This is a genomic window from Amycolatopsis rhabdoformis, from assembly GCF_035918295.1.
In the GTDB taxonomy this organism is placed as follows: domain Bacteria; phylum Actinomycetota; class Actinomycetes; order Mycobacteriales; family Pseudonocardiaceae; genus Amycolatopsis; species Amycolatopsis rhabdoformis.
Genome location: NZ_CP142149.1, coordinates 7677146 through 7695006 on the forward strand (window position 1 = coordinate 7677146; position 17861 = coordinate 7695006).

General features: G+C 69.7%; 21 protein-coding genes. 6 read left to right on the top strand and 15 right to left on the bottom strand.

Annotation, left to right across the window (positions count from 1 at the left end):
- Both VSH64_RS35320 and VSH64_RS35325 read right to left on the bottom strand, forming a co-directional pair.
- A complete protein-coding gene (locus tag VSH64_RS35320) occupies positions 1-915 on the bottom strand; it encodes a carbohydrate ABC transporter permease (RefSeq protein WP_326567082.1) in 915 nt (304 codons plus the stop codon).
- Position 916: 1 nt separating this feature from the next.
- On the bottom strand, positions 917-2224 hold the full coding sequence (locus VSH64_RS35325) for an ABC transporter substrate-binding protein (RefSeq protein WP_326567083.1): 1308 nt from the start codon (positions 2222-2224) through the stop codon (positions 917-919).
- Positions 2225-2386: 162 nt separating this feature from the next.
- Between VSH64_RS35325 and VSH64_RS35330 the strand changes: the two genes are divergently transcribed.
- The 3 genes from VSH64_RS35330 to VSH64_RS35340 all read left to right on the top strand — a co-directional run bounded on the left by VSH64_RS35330 (position 2387) and on the right by VSH64_RS35340 (position 5057).
- Entirely contained in the window at positions 2387-3091 is a 705-nt protein-coding gene (locus VSH64_RS35330; RefSeq protein ID WP_326567084.1) for a FadR/GntR family transcriptional regulator, read from the top strand.
- A gap of 150 nt (positions 3092-3241) precedes the next feature.
- Positions 3242-4306, top strand: coding sequence for an amidohydrolase family protein (locus tag VSH64_RS35335; RefSeq protein WP_326567085.1), 1065 nt, complete (start codon positions 3242-3244; stop codon positions 4304-4306).
- An 82-nt stretch (positions 4307-4388) separates the two neighbouring features.
- Positions 4389-5057, top strand: a complete 669-nt coding sequence (locus tag VSH64_RS35340; protein WP_326567086.1) for a FadR/GntR family transcriptional regulator — start codon at positions 4389-4391, stop codon at positions 5055-5057.
- A 4-nt stretch (positions 5058-5061) separates the two neighbouring features.
- Here the strand turns inward: VSH64_RS35340 and VSH64_RS35345 are convergent, their stop codons facing one another.
- The 10 genes from VSH64_RS35345 to VSH64_RS35390 all read right to left on the bottom strand — a co-directional run bounded on the left by VSH64_RS35345 (position 5062) and on the right by VSH64_RS35390 (position 12655).
- Positions 5062-5949 carry an MBL fold metallo-hydrolase gene (locus tag VSH64_RS35345; protein ID WP_326567087.1) on the bottom strand — a complete coding sequence of 296 codons (888 nt, stop codon included), beginning with the start codon at positions 5947-5949 and terminating at the stop codon, positions 5062-5064.
- A gap of 15 nt (positions 5950-5964) precedes the next feature.
- Positions 5965-6486, bottom strand: a complete 522-nt coding sequence (locus VSH64_RS35350; RefSeq protein ID WP_326567088.1) for a 3-hydroxyanthranilate 3,4-dioxygenase — start codon at positions 6484-6486, stop codon at positions 5965-5967.
- A gap of 36 nt (positions 6487-6522) precedes the next feature.
- Positions 6523-6933 carry a RidA family protein gene (locus VSH64_RS35355; RefSeq protein WP_326567089.1) on the bottom strand — a complete coding sequence of 137 codons (411 nt, stop codon included), beginning with the start codon at positions 6931-6933 and terminating at the stop codon, positions 6523-6525.
- Between the two features lie 37 nt (positions 6934-6970).
- Positions 6971-8422 carry an aldehyde dehydrogenase gene (locus tag VSH64_RS35360; protein WP_326567090.1) on the bottom strand — a complete coding sequence of 484 codons (1452 nt, stop codon included), beginning with the start codon at positions 8420-8422 and terminating at the stop codon, positions 6971-6973.
- The gene (locus VSH64_RS35365) at positions 8415-8615 is read right to left on the bottom strand and encodes a 2-hydroxymuconate tautomerase (protein ID WP_326567091.1); all 201 of its coding nucleotides are present in this window, start codon (positions 8613-8615) and stop codon (positions 8415-8417) included. The genes VSH64_RS35360 and VSH64_RS35365 overlap by 8 nt, the downstream gene beginning before the upstream one ends.
- On the bottom strand, positions 8615-9409 hold the full coding sequence (locus VSH64_RS35370; RefSeq protein WP_407655583.1) for a 2-keto-4-pentenoate hydratase: 795 nt from the start codon (positions 9407-9409) through the stop codon (positions 8615-8617). Before VSH64_RS35370 ends, VSH64_RS35365 begins: the two co-directional genes overlap by 1 nt.
- Complete coding sequence (locus VSH64_RS35375; protein WP_326567092.1) at positions 9406-10227, bottom strand: 2-keto-4-pentenoate hydratase; 822 nt, start codon at positions 10225-10227, stop codon at positions 9406-9408. The genes VSH64_RS35370 and VSH64_RS35375 overlap by 4 nt, the downstream gene beginning before the upstream one ends.
- Positions 10228-10741: 514 nt before the next feature.
- Complete coding sequence (locus VSH64_RS35380) at positions 10742-11341, bottom strand: TetR/AcrR family transcriptional regulator (protein WP_326567093.1); 600 nt, start codon at positions 11339-11341, stop codon at positions 10742-10744.
- Between the two features lie 107 nt (positions 11342-11448).
- On the bottom strand, positions 11449-12153 hold the full coding sequence (locus VSH64_RS35385; protein ID WP_326567094.1) for a hypothetical protein: 705 nt from the start codon (positions 12151-12153) through the stop codon (positions 11449-11451).
- The gene (locus VSH64_RS35390; RefSeq protein WP_326567095.1) at positions 12146-12655 is read right to left on the bottom strand and encodes a SigE family RNA polymerase sigma factor; all 510 of its coding nucleotides are present in this window, start codon (positions 12653-12655) and stop codon (positions 12146-12148) included. The genes VSH64_RS35385 and VSH64_RS35390 overlap by 8 nt, the downstream gene beginning before the upstream one ends.
- Positions 12656-12792: 137 nt before the next feature.
- Between VSH64_RS35390 and VSH64_RS35395 the strand changes: the two genes are divergently transcribed.
- From VSH64_RS35395 to VSH64_RS35405, 3 genes are all read left to right on the top strand, one after another.
- A complete protein-coding gene (locus VSH64_RS35395; protein ID WP_326567096.1) occupies positions 12793-13809 on the top strand; it encodes a threonine aldolase family protein in 1017 nt (338 codons plus the stop codon).
- The gene (locus VSH64_RS35400) at positions 13809-14387 is read left to right on the top strand and encodes an HAD family hydrolase (RefSeq protein ID WP_326567097.1); all 579 of its coding nucleotides are present in this window, start codon (positions 13809-13811) and stop codon (positions 14385-14387) included. Before VSH64_RS35395 ends, VSH64_RS35400 begins: the two co-directional genes overlap by 1 nt.
- Before the next feature lie 92 nt (positions 14388-14479).
- Positions 14480-15292: an SAM-dependent methyltransferase gene (locus tag VSH64_RS35405; protein ID WP_326567098.1), complete on the top strand. Its 813-nt coding sequence runs from the start codon at positions 14480-14482 to the stop codon at positions 15290-15292.
- A gap of 4 nt (positions 15293-15296) precedes the next feature.
- Here the strand turns inward: VSH64_RS35405 and VSH64_RS35410 are convergent, their stop codons facing one another.
- The 3 genes from VSH64_RS35410 to VSH64_RS35420 form a co-directional block, all read right to left on the bottom strand.
- Positions 15297-16034: an NPP1 family protein gene (locus tag VSH64_RS35410; protein ID WP_326567099.1), complete on the bottom strand. Its 738-nt coding sequence runs from the start codon at positions 16032-16034 to the stop codon at positions 15297-15299.
- Positions 16035-16345: 311 nt separating this feature from the next.
- Positions 16346-16531 carry a hypothetical protein gene (locus VSH64_RS35415; protein WP_326567100.1) on the bottom strand — a complete coding sequence of 62 codons (186 nt, stop codon included), beginning with the start codon at positions 16529-16531 and terminating at the stop codon, positions 16346-16348.
- A gap of 122 nt (positions 16532-16653) precedes the next feature.
- Complete coding sequence (locus VSH64_RS35420) at positions 16654-17820, bottom strand: aminotransferase class I/II-fold pyridoxal phosphate-dependent enzyme (protein WP_326567101.1); 1167 nt, start codon at positions 17818-17820, stop codon at positions 16654-16656.
- Positions 17821-17861 lie beyond the last annotated feature (41 nt).

Consider the following 17861-nt stretch of genomic DNA (forward strand, 5'->3'; position numbering starts at 1 on the left):
TCACTGGTCCTCCCGGAACGCTCGCACGAGGTAGGTCACGATCACACCGAACGCGAGGATGAAGATCACCACGGCCAGCGCGGAGGCGTAACCGAGGCGCAGCGACTGGAACGCCGTGGAGTACATGTAGGTGCTCAGCAGCTCGGACGAGTGGTACGGCCCGCCCTTCGTCATCGACCACACCACGTCGAACGACCGCAGCGAATCGATGATGATCACCGACAGGACCACGGAGTTCACGCTGCGCAGCTGCGGCCACGTCACGTGCCGGAACTGCTGCCAGCCGGTGGCACCGTCCAATTTGGCCGCTTCGTAGAGCGCCGGGTCGATGCCCTTGAGGCCGGCCAGGTACAGCACCATCACGTACCCGAGCTGGCGCCACAGCGCCGGCACGAGCACCGCGTAGAGCGCGGTGTCGGGATCGGCGAGCCACGAGTGTTTCCAGCTGTCCAGGCCGATCGCGCCGAGGACGTTGTTGAACACCCCGTCGGGCTGGTAGATCACCTGCCAGATCAGCGCGGTCGCGACCAGCGAGAAAACCACGGGCGTGAACAGCGCGGCCCGGTAGAAGCCGACGCCCTTGCGCTCGCGGTTGAGCAGCATGGCGAGCCCCAGCCCACCCACCGCCGAGAGACCGCCGAAGAGCACGATCCAGATCACCGTGTCGAGCGCGGCCGTGCCGAAGATGTCGTCGGTGAACATCTCGGCGTAGTTGCCGAGCCCCACGAACGACGGCGCGGAGACCCCGTCCCAGTTGGTGAGCGACAGGTAGAACCCCTGCAGCGCGGGCCAGAACACCCAGAAGCCCTCGACGGCCACGGGTACCAGCACGAACAGGAGCAGCGTCGGGGGCACGCGGCGGACCGCGCGCCTCCGACGCTTCACCGGGGCAGCAGGAGCTGCGAGCACCGTCATGTCAGGACTGCCCCTGGAAGACCTTCGCCGCGGCGGTCTGCCAGTCGCTCAGGATCGAGTCGAGCTCGTTCGGCTTCTGGATGAAGCGGATGAGCGCGGCGTCGGCCGTGGGCTGCAGCGCGTCGGAGGAGTCGCGGTTGAAGAACTGCGTGAGTTCCTTGGCCTCGTCGAGCATCTTCTTGCCCTTGAGGACCAGCGGTGTGCCGTTGTTCTTCGCCGACGGGTTGGCGGGCAGGACCGTGCCGGAGGAGTTCTTGATGTAGAGCTCCTGCGCCTCGGCCGTGGCCACGTACTTGAACCACTCCTTGACCTCGGCCACATGGGGCGAGCGGGCGCTGGCGAAGAAGCCGTCCGTCGGGCCCTCTTCGGCCACGGGCACGCTCGGGTCGAGGATCGGGAACTGGAAGAAGTCGAGGTCGTCCAGCGCGTCCTTCGGGGCGGCATCGGCGAAGAAGGTGCCGGTGAGCACCATGCCGGTCTTGCCCTGCAGCAGCACGGTGGTGGCGTCCTGGAACGCGAGCGCGGTGCCGTTCGGGTCGGTGTAGGGCAGCGCCTGGCGCCACGGGTCGAAGATCTTCTTGACCTTCGGGTCGTCGAAGCGGCCGCGGCCGGCGAGCAGGTCGCGGTGGAACTGCGCGCCGTTGATGCGGATGTTGAGGTAGTCGAACCAGGCCGAGGCGGTCCACTGCGTACCGCCGCCCGCGCCGAGGCCGATGGGCGAGATTCCCTTGCCCTTCAACGTTTCGCACAGGGCGAGGAACTCGGTCCAGGTCTTCGGCGGCGTCACGCCCCACTTGGCGAAGTTGGACTTGCGGTAGAAGAAGCCCCAGAAGTAGTAGCTCGTGGGCACGAACACCTGGTGGCCCGCGCCGTCGCCGGAGAGGCTGCGCATGGCGGGGGTGTAGTTGCCCATCGTCTGCCACACGTCGCCGACGTCGAGCAGCAGGCCCTTCTTGGCGTAACCCGAGAGCAGCGAACCCGGGTACCAGGTGAAGCTGTCGGGCGGGTTCGCCGAGGTCAGGTAGCTCGGCAGCTGGGTGCGGAACGTTTCCGACGCGACCGTGTTGACCGTCGCCGTCGCGCCGCCCTTGTCGCCGAACGCCTTGGCGAGCGCTTCGATCGCGACCTTCGCCTGAGGCGAGGAGAGGTTCGACTGGACGGTGACCGCGCCGGCGGCCTGCTTCACCGGGCCGTTGGAGGCCGAGGTGGCGCACGCGGCGAGGAAGCTGCTCGAACCGAGCGCGCCCAGGCCGATCAGGCCGGTGTTGCGCAGGAAATGACGGCGGGACAGGCCTTCTGCAGTCGTCATCGCGGTGACCCCTTTGTCTGAATGGAGCGTCGCTCCCCTGCGGGGGAGTGACTGCTGGCACAGACTTGCAACCGGGCTGGCAGCTGTCAAGATGTATTCATAATTTATGACGTAATCGCGTCCGAGGTAGGATGCCTTCGCTGCCGACTGAGGGGACCTCCATTGTCCGAACACCGGCCCCGCGGTCTGCACGGACAGACCGTGGAGACGCTCGCCGCCCGGATCCTGTCCGACGAGTGGGGCGAGGGCACCGTGCTCGACCTGCCCGCGCTCCGCGAAGAGCTCGACATCAGCTTGACCGCGCTGCGCGAGGCACTGAAAGTGCTGGCAGCCAAGGGAATGATCGACGCGCGCCAGAAGCGCGGCACCTTCGTTCAGCCCCGCGACCAGTGGAACATGCTCGACACCGACGTGATGCGCTGGCAGACCGCGGCCAGCGACGACCCGGGCCTGCTCGACGAGCTCACCGAGGTCCGGACCGTGGTCGAACCCGCCGCCGCGCGCATCGCCGCCGAGCGCGCGGACGAGACCGACCTGGCCGCGTTGCAGGCCGCCCTGGACGACATGACCACCGCCGGCGACGACCCGGAGGCCAGCGTCCGCGCCGACCTGACCTTCCACCGCGCCCTGATGACCGCCACGCACAACAACTTCCTGCTCCAGGTCGAACGTGTGATCGCCATCGGCCTGGCCGAACGCGACAAGCTCGTGCACGGCTCCGGCCCGTCGGACAATCCCGTGCCGTCGCACCGGAAGGTCCTGGACGCCATCCTGGCCCGCGACCCGGCGGCGGCGGAGGGCGCGATGTTCGCGTTGGTCACGAAGTCGCGCGACGACCTCGACCGGGCGAAGAAGTCGCGCCGGTAACCCACTCCGTCCAGCTCGAGGGCAGCACGACACCGTGCTGCCCTGCTTGAGCGCGCTCGCTCGACGTGATCGTCCTATCACCGCAGCGCATTGACACCAACCATTATTATGAATATGTTTGCGTCAGCTGCGACGAAGGGTGTGAACGAGATGGGTGCCGCTCACGCGTACGGCCGGCCCGTCGTCGACATCCACACGCACGCGCTGCCGCTCCCCCTGCTGCAGGACCTCGCAGCCGACGGTCTCGCGGACCTGTCCCGCGTAGCCGACGGCGCGCTGCACCTGCACCCGAGCGTCTCGGGCCTGGCGCAGGGCGCGCGCATCCCGCTGCCGCCGGAGCAGTACGACCTCACCCGTCGGCTGGAAGCGATGGACCAGGCCGGCACCGACGTGGAAGCGGTTTCCGCGCCCCCGTTCGTGTTCGCCTCGATGGCCACCGACCCGGAGTTCGTGCTCGATGTGACCCGGCGCGCCAACAACGCGCTCGCCGAGTTCGTCGCCGGGGCTCCGGACCGCCTGATCGCCCTCGGCACGGTGCCGATCGGCGTCGAGGGCGCGGTGGAAGAAGCCGAGCGATGCGTTGCGGCACTGGGCATGGCGGGTGTCACGATCGGCACCTACGGCGGCGGCCGCGAGCTCGACGACCCGGTCAACGAGCCGGTGTGGACGTTCCTGAGCGAACGCCAGGTGTTCTGCTTCGTGCACCCCAGCCGTACTTCCTCGCCGGAGCGGCTGCGCGAGTACCACCTGGCGCAGTTGCTCGGATATCCCGCGGAAACCGCGCTCGCGGCCGCGCGGCTCATCTTCGGCGGCGTGCTCGACCGCCACCGTCCCGTGCTGTGCCTGGCCCACGGCGGCGGCTGCCTCGCCGGCCTGGTGCCGCGCCTCACGATCGGCTGGCAGCGCAAACCGGAAGCCGCGACCGCCGCGAGCTCGCCCGGTGATTACCTGCGCCGCTTGCACTACGACACCACGGTGTTCAGCGGCGACACGCTCGAACGCCTGGTGGCGGAAGTGGGGGCCGAGCGCGTGTTGCTCGGCACGGACAAGCCGTTTGATCTCGCCGACGTCGATGGCGCCGCGATGCTCACGAAGCTGCCGTTCACCGACGCGGAAAAAGACGCGATATTCGGCGGGAACGCCGCCCGGTTGATCACCGCGGTGGCGGAGCGGACGCGCGCGTCCGTTGGCGGCGACACGCGCGGCACGCGCTAGGCTGAACCGGATCGTCGGAGGATCCTCGGACGCGGACGAACGGAAAGGCACGGCTGTGAGCAGCGGAGACCGGACGTCGAGCGTGCCTTGGACGTCCCGGGCCGACGCCGTGGCGAAGCTGATCGAAGACCGCATCGGCGAGCAGGATCTGCCCGCCGGCCACCACCTCGGCACCAAGGAAAGCCTCCGCAAGGAATTCAACGTGGCCGTGGCGACGGTCAACGAAGCGGTGCGGCTGCTCAGTTCCCGCGGCACCATCGAGGTCCGGCCGGGGATCGGCGGCGGCATTTTCGTGGCCGCGCCCACCGTGTTCGTGCGGCTCGGACGCAAAATGCTGGAACTGAGCGGGGAACCGGTGTCCGTCGCCGATTCCCTCGACATCCGCAACAGCCTCGAACCGCTGGTCATCCGCGACGCCACCGAGCACCGCACCGGCACCGACGTGGCAGACCTGCGCAAGATCCTCGACCGGATGGCCGGGGCCACCGACGCGGCGCAGTACCTGAAGACCAACTGGCAGCTGCACCGGCGCATGGCCGAGATCTCGCCCAACGCCATGCTGCGCCACCTCTACCTGGGGCTGCTCGACTTCGTCTCCGGCCGCGTCCACTCCGTGACGGCGGAGGCGAACCTCAACGGCGACGGCGTGCGGGTGCACCGCGAGCTGGTCGACGCCATCGAAAGCGGTTCGCAGGAGCGCTCGACGGCCGTCGCGGCGGAGCACGCGCGCCTGACTTCGCCGCCGGCCTAGAGGTTCAGACCCACTCGGCGATCGCGAAGCGGCCGTCGCGCCGTTCGACGCGGATCGTGTGCCGGCCGTTGAAGTGCGCCGGGAAAACCAGTGCGCGGTGGTCCGCCGCCCAGCCCAGGACCTGCTGCCGCGTGCGCACGGACGCGGCTTCGTCTTCGCAGAAGCAGCTGTTCACCGCGCAGTCGAGCACCTGCATCGGCGAGTGCAGCACGTCGTTCACGAAAATCGCCTGCTCACCACCGGAGCGCACCTTGACCACGGCCAGCCCCGGCGTGTGCCCAGCGGCGAGCTCCAGCGTGAGGTTCTCGTCGAGGACCAGGCGCGGCCCGTCCCAGACGTCGGCCAGGCCGGCGTCCAGGATCGGCCGCACGCTGTCGTCGAACACGTTCTCGTTCACCTGCTCGCCGCGGCGGTGGATCTCGTGGCGGGGATCCCAGAACTCGACCTCGGGCCGGGCGAACACGTACCGCGCGTTCGGGAACGTCGGCACCCACTCGCCGCCCACGGCGCGGGTGTTCCAGCCGACGTGGTCCACGTGCAGGTGCGTGCAGATCACCACGTCGATGTCTTCCGGCCGGTACCCGGCCGAGGCCAGCGTCTGCAGGTACGGCGTTCGCCGGCCGCTGAAGTCCGGCATGGACGGACGCGTTTTCCCGTTGCCCACCCCGGTGTCCACGAGGATCGTGCGGCCGGCGCTGCGGATCAGCCAGCTGTGGAACACCGTGTGGGCGCGCCGCGATCCGGCGTCCCAGTGGTCCGGCTCCAGCCACTCGCGGTTCGCGAGCCACGCGGCTTCGTCGGTGCCGGGGAAGTACCGGTCGATCGGCATCGCCCAGTGGACGAACTCCTCGACGCGGGTCACGGAGACGGCGCCGAGCTCGATGCGGTCCATGCGTCCTCCGGACGGCTATTCGACGGGCATCACGGCGCCGCACTCGGCGCAGGTCCGGGCGTCGACGTCGTCCCAGAACCGCCGGTAGGCCTGGCCGACCGGGTCCTGCGAGTAGTCGCCGACGTGGAACGAGATCTCGTGCAGCAGCTCACCGCAGCCGGGGCAGAACCACTGGAAGCGGTCCATCTCCTCGGGCCGGCGCTGCCGCTCCATCACCACGATGTAGGCCTCGGGCGGGAACCGCGGCGAATGCGGGACCCCGGCCGGGGTGTAGTTCATGGAGCCCTGCGGGATCGTGGCGATCTTCTCCTCGCCCTCGGGCGTGAGGTAGTGCAGCTTCATCTCGCCGCGGATCACGTAGGACATCTCGTCACTCGGGTTCACGTGGAACTCGCTGCGGTACTCGCGGCCCCGGGCCACGAACGTGAGCGTTTCCCCGCGCTGCCAAAGGACTTCGACCCGTTTCTCACTGCCTTCGATCCGGCGGGTGACCTCTTCGAGGTCGATCACCGGAAGCACGAGCGGTTCACTGGACATCCGAGCTCCTCTCCGAAACGGGTCTAGTCGACCCTGTCAGTCCACTACCGCGGCGATGCATTCGATCTCGACGAGCACCCCGGCCCGCGGCGGCGACGACTCCGTGGTGGTGCGCGCCGGCAGGAACTCGAGGCCGTCGAAGAAGGCTCGGTACACGCGGTTGTACTCGGCGAAGTGCTTGAGGTCGCGCAGGTGCGTGTTGACCTTGAGGATGCTCGACTTCGCGCCGCCACCGGCCTCGACGACGGCGAGCAGGTTGTCGAGCGCCTTCTGCGTCTGCACGGCGATGTCGTCCGACACGATCTCGAGCGTCTCGGCGTCGAGCGGGCCGCTGCCGGAGCAGTAGATCACTCCGTTGTGGACGATCGCCTGCGACAGCGGCGAGGCCGTGCCCTCGGAGAAGCCGAGCATCGGGGCCGCGGGGGTGTAAACCGGCTTGGGAGACATCGCTTTCCTCACTGTGTTGGCGGGTTCTGGATCGGGCTCAGTGGTGGATCGGGGCAAGCTGCATGACCACGGCCTTCGGTTCGGTGAAGAACTCCCGGCTGAAGTTGCCGCCCTCACGGCCCATGCCGGAGTCGCCGACGCCACCGAACGGCGCGCGCAGGTCACGGACGAAGAAGCAGTTCACCCACACCGTGCCGGCCTTCAGCCGCGCCGAGACCCGGTGCGCGCGGCCGAGGTTCTCGGTGAAAACCATGGCGTTGAGCCCGTACGGCGTGTCATTGGCCGCGTGCACGACCTCGGCCTCGGAGTCGAACGGCGTGATGCGCACGAGCGGGCCGAAGATCTCCTCGCGCACGTGTTTCGCGTCCTCGGGCAGGTCGACCGCGACCGTCGGCCGCACGACCCAGCCCTCGCCGACGCCGCCGGTGCGGATCTTGCCGCCGGCGAGCTCCACGCTCTCGACGTAGGAACGCACCTTCTCGAAGTGCGTTTCGCTCGCGAGCGGGCCGAACTGCGTGGCCGGGTCCTTCGGGTCGCCCACGACCATGGCTTCCGCCGCGGCCACGAACCGGGTGAGGAACTCGTCGTACACCGAACGCTCGACGTAGAGCCGCGAGCCGGCGAGGCAGACCTGCCCGGCGTTGGAGAAGATCGCGCGGATCGACCAGTCCACGGCGTTGCCGAGGTCGGCGTCGGCGAACACGAGGTTCGCGCCCTTGCCGCCGAGCTCCAGGCTGGCGGGCACGAGGTTGGCCGCGCCGGCGCGCGCGATGGTGCGCCCGGTCGACGATTCGCCGGTGAAGGTGATCCGGTCGACGTCCGGGTTCTCCGTGAGCGCCTGGCCCGCGGAATCCGGGCCGTAACCGTGCACGACGTTGAACACGCCCGCCGGCATACCCGCCTCGTGCGCGAGCCGGGCGAGGATCGTGGCCGACACCGGCGTGTCCTCGGCCGGCTTCAGCACCACCGTGTTGCCCCACGCGAGCGCCGGCGCGACCTTCCAGCTCTCCAGCATCAACGGGAAGTTCCACGGCGCGATCGCGGCGACCACCCCGGCCGGCGGGAACGCCGTGTAGGTGTGGAGCTGCTCGCCCATCGGCAGCACCTCGCCGACGGAAAGCCTGGCGTGGTCGGCGAAGAAGCGGAAGTTCTGCGCGGAGCGCGGCACGTCGTTGCCCCGGCTCTGCGTGATGGGCTTGCCCATATCGCGCGTGTCGGCGAGGCCGAGCTCGTCGGCGTGCTCCTCGATGAGGTCGGCGAGGCGGTGCAGGATCGCGCCGCGCTCGGCGAAACTCATGCGGGGCCACGGTCCTTCGTCGAACGCCGTGCGCGCGGCGGCGACGGCGCGGTCGGCGTCGGCCTTGCCGCCGAGCGCCACGGCCGCCCACGCCTCACGGGTCCACGGGTCCACTGAGGACATTTCGGCGCCGTCGAGCGACCGGACTTCGGCGCCGTCGATGAAGTGGCCGTAGAAGGGCAGGTCAGCCATCGGTGGGGGTCCTTTCCGCGAGGGTGACGTCGCCGGCGGCCCAGTGGGTGGGCGGCACCTCGGAGACGATGACCCGGACCGCCTCCTTCGGCGCGCCGATCGAGGTGGTGACGGCGGTGGTCAGCGCGCTGATCAGCGCGCGGACCTGGTCCGGGGTGCGGCCCGCGCTGAGCGTGACCTGGACGAGCGGCATCACGCGCCTCCCGACAGGTGGATCGAGCCGAGGTTGCTGAAGTGGAAGGCGATCCGCGCTCCGGGCGGCGCGGCGACCGCGTCGGTCATCCCGCCGGTGAGCACGAGCTGGCCGGCTTCGATCGCGAGGCCGCGGCGGGCGAGGTCGTTCGCCGCGAGCGCCAGCGCTTCGCCGGGGTGGCCCTGCACGGCCGCGCCTGTGGCGGAGTCGACAACCCGGCCGTCGACCTCCACCAGCACCGCTTCGAGGGCCAGGTCCAGGTCTTCGGGCCTCACTCCTCGGCCGCCGACCGCGAAGGCCGCCGACGAGGCGTTGTCCGCGACGACGTCAGGCAGGGTGAAGCGGAAGTCGCGGTAGCGCGAGTCGATCACCTCGGCGCCGGCGTGCACCCGCTCGACGGCCGCGAGCGCCCGCGCCGCCGTGATTCCGGGGCCCGCCAAGCGTTCGCGCATCACGAACACCAGCTCCGGCTCCACGCGCGGGTGGATCAACCGCGCCTGCGGCACCGGCTCGCCGGCCGGTAGCACCATCGCGTCGGTGAGCCACGCGACCAGCGGCGAGTCGATGTTCATCCGCTGCTGCTTCGCGCGCGAGGTGAGGCCGAGTTTCACGCCCACCAGGTGCTCGCCGCGCGCGAGCCGGCGGCGCAGGGTCTCGTCCTGCACCTCGTACGCGGCTCGCAGGTCGAGCTCGGGCCACTCGTCGGTGATCGGCCCGCGCTCGGTGCCGGTGTCCTCGCAGGCGAGGAGTTCCGTAGCCGCGCGATCGACGGACCAGAGGCCGTTGGTGCTCAAGGAAGATCTCCGTTCCGCACGGTGACACTGCCCAGGCCGGCGACGGTCGTGGTCACGACGTCGCCGGGCCCGAACGGGACGGCCGCGGTCATCGAGCCGGGCAACACGACCTGGCCGGCTTCGAGGCCGGCGCCGCGCTCGCCGAGCACGTTCGCGAGCCAGACCAGCGCGTTGACCGGCGAACCGAGCACCGCCCCGCCGGCTCCGGTGGCGACGAGTTCCCCGTTGCGGTGCAAGAGACAACCGGCGAGCCGCAGGTCGACGTCCGTCAATCGCACCGGCCGACTGCCCAGCACAACCCCGCCGGACGACGCGTTGTCCGCGATCGTGTCGACGATGCCGATCCGCCAGTCCTCGATGCGCGAATCGATGATCTCCAGCGCCGGCACCACATACGCGACCGCGTGGATCGCCTCCGCCACGGTCACCCCGGGCCCCCGCAACGGCCGCTCGAGCACGAACGCGATCTCCGGCTCGATCCTCGGCTGCAGGAACTGGTGTCCTGCAACGGATTCGTTCTCGGCGTGGAACATGTCGGCGGTGAGGAACCCGAAGTCGGGCTGCGCCACCCCGAGCTGGCGCTGCATCGAGGCACTGGTCAGCCCGACCTTGTGCCCTCGCAACCGCGCACCGGCGGCCAACCGCCGGTCGAGCTGCCGGCGCTGGATCTCGTAGGCGTCGTCGATGGTCAGGGAAACACCGGGCGCTTTGAGCGGCGCAATCGGCGTACGAGTGGTGCGGGCGACAGCCAGGCGCTCCGCGAACTCCGCGAGGAGGGCCGGCGAAGCCGCAGTCGGCGAGGCTTCGTGCTCAGTCATCGTCTTCACCATATTCATCATATTGGTTTGTGTCAAAGGCGTCTTCTTGCGTACTTACAGTGGCGCGGCGCATGCACACAGCCACGGTGTTGGGCTCTTCGCGCGGGCAAGAAGTGGCGTGGCTAGCAGATCTCACGGGGTCGCGTGGGGGTTGTCCACAGGGGACCGTGGTGCGCTCTAGTTGTCCACAGATTCGCCGGGAGTTGCTGGTGAGCAGGGTTTTTTGTCGGGGGTCGCCGGTAGGCTGGAGGTGGGCAGGCCCCCTTAGGGAGGGCGGGGTCTGCGAAGGCGGGGTCTGCGCCCGACAAGCCACCCCACGACCAAGCGCGAACCCATCATCACCACAGCCTGGCTCGAAAGCGGACGCTCGCACCCGGCCCCGCGCTCCGATCCGAAGCTCACCGACGGCCGCCTCGAAACGCTCTCCGGTCGCGACGAGGCGCCAGCGACCGTCAGCACGATCAAGCTTCGGGCCCCTCCCCCACCACAAACCGCTCTGCGAGGGGCAAAACCGTCACCCCTCGGCGAGCGCCGTCTGCAACATCCGCGCCGCGGCAGCGCGCGGAGCCGGGTCCACGGCGATCAACGCGTTCACCACAGCGCCGTCCACCAGCGCCACCAGCTTGTCCAGCTCCGTGCTCGACACAGGAGTGCCCGAGCGGGTGAAGATCTCCAGCAGCAGTTCGTTGAGCTGGCCCGACAACGTGCGCATCAACGGCCGCAGGTACGGCCGCCGTCCGGTGGCCACCAGGCGCTCGTACCGCAGCAGCACGGCTTCCGCGTCGGCTTCCGGGTCGCCGCTCGGGGGGCCCAGCAGGAGGTCGAGCACGAGTTCCACGGTGGCCGAGACGCCGCGGTTGCGGGTGGCGAGCTCTTCGAGCTGGTGGCGGCCGTTGGCGAGCTCGACCTGCGAGTGGTGCTCCACCGCCGCGGTCACGAGGTCTTCCAGGGAGTCGAAGTAGTACGTCGTGGAAGCCAGGGGCAGGCCGGCGCGCTCGGCGACGGCGCGGTGGCGGACGGCGTCGAAGCCGCCTTCGGCGAGCAGCTCCGCGGCGGCTTCGACGAGGGTGGCTCGCCGGCGCTCGCCCTTCGGGGTGGTTGCTGCTGCCGTCATGGCTGGTCATTCTGCCAGCCGCGCCATCAACGGGCCGTCAGAACCGGGACGTCTCAACCAGGACGTCAGGACCAGGCCGTCAGAACCGGGACGTCAGAACCAGGCGGTCAGAACCGCGGCGCCAACGAGGCGGCGAAGCCCGCCAGGTCACCGGCGTACGGCGCAGGCTGCCCCGACGTGCCCGGAATGCTCACCAGCACCAGCGTGCCGCCGGAACCGGTCGCGACGCGGGACGTCACCGCACCGGCCGACTGCGCCGGGTAGGTCACCGGTGCGCCGCGCGGGAACACGGCCGCGGAGATCGTTCCGTCGGGCACGGGGAACCCGGCGCCGCGCGCGCCCGTCGTACAAATGCTGCCCTGGGAGGCTTCCGCGGCGGTGAAGTGTCCTGGGAGCTCGCCAGCGAGGGCTGTGGCGAGCTCCCAGTCCACCTTTTCGCACCCGGAGGCGCCTTCGACCCGAGGGCCGGTCCTCCCGTCTCCGCTGCCTCCCTGCTGAGGCGGCAGAGCCGGGAAGTTCCCCTCCCCAGTACCCAGAGGACGCGCGGCCGAAGCGCCGGGTTGCGCCGGAGCCGCTGCGGAATTCATGACGGCGGCGGAATCAGACTTTCCGCCCGGACCGGCCGCGAGTCCGTAGGCGCCGAAGCCCACCAGAGCCAGCACGACGGCGCTGCCGCCCGCGGCGATGCGGTTGCGGCGGCGCAGCGTGAGCCGGCGCGACTCGCGCACCACGTCGTCCTTCGTGAAGGTGGCGGGCGGTGGTTCGCCGGGCAGGCCGGAGAACATCGACTCCACGTCGCGGCGCTCATCCATTGGCTTCCACCTCCCGTTCCAGCACCTCTCGCAGGTTCGCCAGCCCTCGTGCGGTCTGGCTCTTCACGTTGCCTTCGCTGCAGCCCAGCGCCTTCGCCGCCGCTCCGACGTCGAGGCCCTCGAAGTAGCGCAGCACCAGCACCGCGCGTTGTTTCGGCGGCACTTCCTTGAGCGCCGCGAGCAGGTCTTCCCTGGTGGCGACGCGGTCGGCCAGGCCGGGCGCGTCGACGGCGGGCTCCGGCAGCACCTCGGTCTGCCACTCCCGGCGCCACGGCCGGCGCGACTCGTCGATGACGGCGCGCACGAGCGTTTTGCGCACGTACGCGTCGGTCGCGGCGCGGTCCCTGATCTTCTTCCACCTCCGGTGCACGGCGACGAACGCCGTCTGGGCGAGGTCGTCGGCCTTGTGCCAATCGCCACAGAGCAAGTACGCGGTCCGGCGCACGGCGTCGCGCCTCGCGGAGAAGTACTCCGCGAACTCGTCTTCGTCGCGCTGGTCCACGCGGTCCGCTGCTCCGCTCTTCTGCTCATCCGCCCTCAAGGACGGAACCGGGGGCGTCCACGGTTGCACGAGACCGGTGATCGCATCCACCCCAGGCGCCGTTGATCGCGCGGGTGGCGGTGTGATGTGATCGCGGCGTGACCTCGACCCCGCTCGATTTCCGCTCCGACACCGTCACCCGCCCGAGCAAGCGCATGCGCGCCGCCATGGCCGAGGCCGAGGTCGACGACAACGTGATCGGCACCGACCCGACCATCGCGAAGCTCGAAGAGCGCGTGGCCGGGGTGCTCGGCATGCCGGCCGCGCTCTGGACGCCGAGCGGCACCATGGCGAACCTGATCGCGCTGTCCGTGCACCTGCAGCGCGGCGACCGCTTCCTCGCCACGCGCGGTGCCCACGTGCTCACCAACGAGCTCGGCTCCGCCGCGTGGCTCGCCGGCGGCATGCCCGACATCCTCGAGCACGACGCCGGCCCGGGCCGCCCCACGCCCGACCTGCTGCGCGCCTCCATCGGCAACCCCGGTCCGTACTTCACGCTGCGCACCACGCTGCTGTGCCTGGAGAACACGCACAACGCGGCCGGCGGCGCCGTGACCCCGCCCGAGGAGCACGCGCAGCTGGTGGCCGTCGCGAAGGAAGGCGGCCTCAAGGTCCACCTCGACGGCGCGCGCATCTGGCACGCCTCGGTGGCGCTCGGCGTGCCGCCGGCCGCGCTCACGGCCGGCGTCGACAGCGTTTCGGCCTGCTTCAGCAAGGGCCTCGGGGCGCCGGTCGGCTCGGTCGTCGCGGGCAGCGCGGAGTTCGTGGAACGCGCGCGCCGGATGCGCCAGATGCTCGGCGGCGGCGTGCGCCAGGGCGGTGTGCTCGCCGCGGCCTGCCTGGTCGCGCTCGACAACGTCGACGACCTCGTCGAGACCCACGAGCAGGCCCGTCGCCTGGCCGGGGGCCTGGCCGAACACGGCTGGGGCGTCGAGACCCCGGACACCAACATCGTGCTCGCCGCGGTCCCCGACCTGCAGGTGGCGCTCGAGTGGCTCGGCTCGCTCGGCATCCAGGCGCTGCCGATGGCCGGCAAGGTGCGTTTCGTGCTGCACCGCGACCTCGAACCCACCGCGGTGGAAGACGCGCTGCAGCGCATCAAGGCGGCCGCCTGATGAACTGGCTCGTCTTCGACTACGGCGAGGTCCTCTGCACGCGCACCACCGCGCTGCCCAAGCTCGCCGCCACCATGGGCGTGGCCGCCGAGGACTTCGAGCCCGTGTACTGGGCCGTGCGCGAACCGTACGACCGCGGGTGCACCGACCTCGAGTACTGGACGTCGATCGGCGACCGCCTGGGCGCGCGGGTGTCCGACGCGATGTCCGAGGAGCTCACGGCCATCGACATCGCGGGCTGGTCGAACCTGGCACCGTCTTCGCTGGAGCTGCTCGAAGCGCTGTCGGAAGCCGGCGCGGCGCTGGCGCTGCTGTCCAACGCGCCTTCGTCGTTCGGCCGGTGGGTGCGGGAGCAGGAGTGGGCTCGCCTGTTCCGCGTCACGGTGTTCTCGGGCGACGTGAAGTGCGCCAAGCCCGACGCCGAGATTTTCCAGCTGCTGCTGGAGAAACTCGGCGCGAAGCCGGAAGAGTGCCTGTTCTTCGACGACCGCGAGTCCAATGTGGAAGGTGCGCGGGCCGTCGGGCTCCGGGCACACCTGTGGGACGGCGCCGAAGCCGCCCGCGCCGCGCTGGACTGACCCTCACCCTCGACACACAGCCGCCTACCCGGCGTGAGATCGATCACCCTAAGCTGAGCGCGTCCTGACCGATCTCACCCGGTAGGTGCACTGTGGCCGACCCCCTCGCGCCGGTCGACTTCGACCGGCCGAGCAACGCGCGGGTGTACGACGCCCTGATGGGCGGCCGGGACCACTACGCCGCCGACCGCGCCGTGCTGAACCAGATCCTGGAGCTCGCGCCGGGCGCGCAGACGATGGCGCAGGAAGTGCGCCACTGGCTCGTGCGCGCGGTGCGCATGCTCACCGGCCGGCTCGGCATCGACCAGTTCCTCGACCTCGGTTCGGGCTTCCCGACGGTGGAGAACACGCACCAGGTCGTGCAGCGCGTGAAACCCGAGGCCCACGTGGTGTACGTCGACCACGACCCGGTGGTGCAGGCCCACGGCCGCGCGCTGCTGGCCGAGAACGACTACACGCACATGGCCGGCGCCGACCTGCTCGACCCCGAGCGCACGCTCGCGCACCCCGAGGTGACGGCCCACCTCGACCTCACGCGTCCGCTGGGCCTCATCCTGTGCGCGGTGGTGCACCACATCCCCGATTTCGCCGTGGCGCAGGCCGTGGTGAAGGCATACGTCGACGCGCTGGCGCCGGGCTCGTTCCTCGTGCTGCTGCACCAATACAACCCTGCGGACGGCAGCGAAGCCGCTTCAGTGGCGTCGGCGCTCGAAGCCCGCTTCGCCGCCACCGGCCTCGACACGGTGTACCGCACGCGCGAGGAGATCACGTCGTTGTTCGGCGGGCTGGAGCTCTTGCCGCCCGGCGTGACCCACCCGCACCTGTGGTGGCCGGACGGCCCGCGCCTGGCTCCGCTGTCGGCCGTGAACTTCGCGACGCTGGCCGGAGTGGCACGGGTGCCGTGACGGCTCAGGGCTGGAACGGAATTCCACTCGGCTTGGCCCTGCCGACCAGGTCTTTGAAGCCGTAGTCGTCGAGGTGGGTGGTGAGCCCGTGCCAATCGTGGTTGATCATCGCGTTGCGCAGGTCGATCGAGGGCCACAGGTTGTAGTCCACGATCGGCGGGTAGCGCCAGTTGTGGTAGAAGTTCTCCGGCGGATCGTCGTTGGTGCCCGCCAAGCGGAAGTTGTGCGTGCCGGGGCCGTCCTTGTGGTAGACGACCTTGGGGTGCGATCCGTCGAAAAGCACCTGGTCGCGGCCGTAGGTCGAAAACCCGCTGTGCTGGGTGACCGACACGAAGTCGACCTGGTTGCGCTCCTGGTTCACCCAGGAAATGACCTGCTCCCACTCGTCCTTGTGCCCGAGTGAAGCACCGCCATCACTCACTTGGTCTTTCTCGAAATAGCTCGAGTACACGATGGCGCACCAGCCGTTGTTGCACTCGGTCCGGGAGTAGGTCTGGGAATTGTCCAAGTCGGACTGGTCGTGGCAGTTGCCGTTCACCGCACCCCCGATCTGCAAGCCGGGGTTGATGGTGCCGTCGGGGCCGATCGCGGGGGTGGCGTAGCACCCGTCCGTGTCGTAGTCGTAGGCCGGGGAAAACGACTGCTCGGTGCCACCCGCGCTCTGTGGCAGGTTATGCGGTGGTTCGGCCGAGGCGGTTCCGCTCGAAAGCACGGTCGCGATCAGTGCGAAACCGGCCACCATCCCGATTCGGGTACGGCGGCCACGTGAGCCAGGGGACATCCTTGTTCCCATCGCCAGGGGATCGAGTGCTCACCCAAGCTAGCCGACGGAATGCGTTTCCGGTGAGAAATGGCCGGAAAGTTTTTCCTGGTGAACCTTACGGGCAATTCGGTTCGCAGTGAATGAGCGAAGTGGCGATTATCCGGAAAACAATGGGAATTAGTTTCCCGAATCAAACAGTGCGGACCTCGGCGCCGCGGACACGCCGATGCGGCGCCCAGCCGTGGTGGCCGGTCGCCGCATCGAAGTTCGCGCCCCCAGTGTTCGGGGTGTCAGCGGTTGATGCGCTTGGGGTCCTTCTTGCCGGTGATCGCGCCGTAGGCCGCGGCGCCCAGGAACGCCACGCCACCGATGATCGCGATCCACAGCACGGCCTTGAACACGAAGCCGATCACGGCGCCGAGGACCATGAACGCGATCCACGCGACGATGAGCGCTCCGACGATCTTCCAGAACATGGCTCCTCCATGACGTTTCCGCGCCACGCCGGCCCGGTGCTGTCCAGCGTGCCACCCGCGCCGCGAAAACTCTCTTCGCAAGACCAACGTTCAGGGGGATATCGGGGTTCCCCCTGACCGGATCACCTGAGCCAGGCCCCCAGGCGGCGGACGCCTTCGTCCACGTCCTCGGTAGCGCCGGCGAAGGAGAACCGCACGAACTTCCCGCCGTCCACCGGGTCGAAGTCCACGCCCGGCGCGATGGCCACGCCGGTGTCGGCGAGCAGGCGCTGGCACCAGCTGAGGCTGTCGGTGGTGTACGCGGAGACGTCGGCGTACGCGTAGAAGGCCCCTTCGGCGGGAGCCAGCTTGTCGAGACCGATTTTCGTGAGACCCGCGAACAGCCGATCCCGGTTGCGCCGGTAGTGCTCCACGTGCGCGTCGGCCTCCGCGTACGACTCCGGCGTGAACGCCGCGACGGCCGCGTGCTGCGCGATCGCGGGCGGGCAGATCGTGAAGTTGCCCGTGAGCACGTCCACAGCCCGGTGCAACCGCTGCGGCACCAGCATCCAGCCCAGCCGCCAGCCCGTCATGGCGAAGTACTTCGAAAACGAGCCGAGCACCAGCGCTTCGCGACCGAACTGCCACGCACAGTCGAGCTGCTTCTCATACGAGATGCCGTGGTAGATCTCGTCGCTGATCAGCTGCACCCCGTGACTCGCGCACCAGCCCGAGATGGCCGCGAGCTCACCCGGGGGTAAGACGGTCCCGGTCGGGTTGCTGGGGCTCGCCACGATCAACCCGTCGAGCGGCCCGAGCTCGTCCAGCAGGGCGACAGTCGGCTGGAAGTTGGTCTCGGCGGTCGTCGCGAACTCCACGACCTCGCAGCCGAGCACCTTCAGCAGGTTCCGGTACGCGGGGTAACCGGGCCGTGCCATCGCCACGCGCGCACCGGGGTCGAACGCGCTGAGGAAGCTGAGCAGGAAGCCACCCGAGGACCCGGTGGTCATCACCACGTCCTGCGCCGTCACGTCCACGTCGTAGGTCCGCCGGTAGTGCCCCGCCACGGCCTCGCGCAGCTCCGGAATGCCCAGCTGCTCGGTGTACCCGAGCGTGTGTTCGTCGAGCGCTTGTGCGGCCGCTCGCCGCACCGCCTCCGGCGCCGCCGCCGACGGCTGCCCCGCCGCCAGCGACACCAGATCCCCATGACTGCGCTGCCTCGCCTGCGCCGCGGACAGCACATCCATCACGTGGAACGGAGGGACGCCGGCCCGCAGAGCGGGCCCGCCGAAAGCACCGATGTCGACCATGCGGCCAGGCTAACCCGGACACCGGTCGCAACTCGCGCCGC

Bases quoted from the DNA above. Each gene is read 5' to 3' on its own strand.
- VSH64_RS35420 (WP_326567101.1), bottom strand. From the start codon at position 17,820: ATGGTCGACATCGGTGCTTTCGGCGGGCCCGCTCTGCGGGCCGGCGTC.
- VSH64_RS35415 (WP_326567100.1), bottom strand. From the start codon at position 16,531: ATGTTCTGGAAGATCGTCGGAGCGCTCATCGTCGCGTGGATCGCGTTC.
- VSH64_RS35410 (WP_326567099.1), bottom strand. From the start codon at position 16,034: ATGGTGGCCGGTTTCGCACTGATCGCGACCGTGCTTTCGAGCGGAACC.
- VSH64_RS35345 (WP_326567087.1), bottom strand. From the start codon at position 5,949: ATGGACCGCATCGAGCTCGGCGCCGTCTCCGTGACCCGCGTCGAGGAG.
- VSH64_RS35385 (WP_326567094.1), bottom strand. From the start codon at position 12,153: ATGGATGAGCGCCGCGACGTGGAGTCGATGTTCTCCGGCCTGCCCGGC.
- VSH64_RS35335 (WP_326567085.1), top strand. From the start codon at position 3,242: ATGGGTGCCGCTCACGCGTACGGCCGGCCCGTCGTCGACATCCACACG.
- VSH64_RS35400 (WP_326567097.1), top strand. From the start codon at position 13,809: ATGAACTGGCTCGTCTTCGACTACGGCGAGGTCCTCTGCACGCGCACC.
- VSH64_RS35380 (WP_326567093.1), bottom strand. From the start codon at position 11,341: ATGACGGCAGCAGCAACCACCCCGAAGGGCGAGCGCCGGCGAGCCACC.
- VSH64_RS35325 (WP_326567083.1), bottom strand. From the start codon at position 2,224: ATGACGACTGCAGAAGGCCTGTCCCGCCGTCATTTCCTGCGCAACACC.
- VSH64_RS35375 (WP_326567092.1), bottom strand. From the start codon at position 10,227: ATGACTGAGCACGAAGCCTCGCCGACTGCGGCTTCGCCGGCCCTCCTC.
- VSH64_RS35320 (WP_326567082.1), bottom strand. From the start codon at position 915: ATGACGGTGCTCGCAGCTCCTGCTGCCCCGGTGAAGCGTCGGAGGCGC.
- VSH64_RS35360 (WP_326567090.1), bottom strand. From the start codon at position 8,422: ATGGCTGACCTGCCCTTCTACGGCCACTTCATCGACGGCGCCGAAGTC.
- VSH64_RS35350 (WP_326567088.1), bottom strand. From the start codon at position 6,486: ATGTCCAGTGAACCGCTCGTGCTTCCGGTGATCGACCTCGAAGAGGTC.
- VSH64_RS35355 (WP_326567089.1), bottom strand. From the start codon at position 6,933: ATGTCTCCCAAGCCGGTTTACACCCCCGCGGCCCCGATGCTCGGCTTC.
- VSH64_RS35365 (WP_326567091.1), bottom strand. From the start codon at position 8,615: ATGCCGCTCGTCCAGGTCACGCTCAGCGCGGGCCGCACCCCGGACCAG.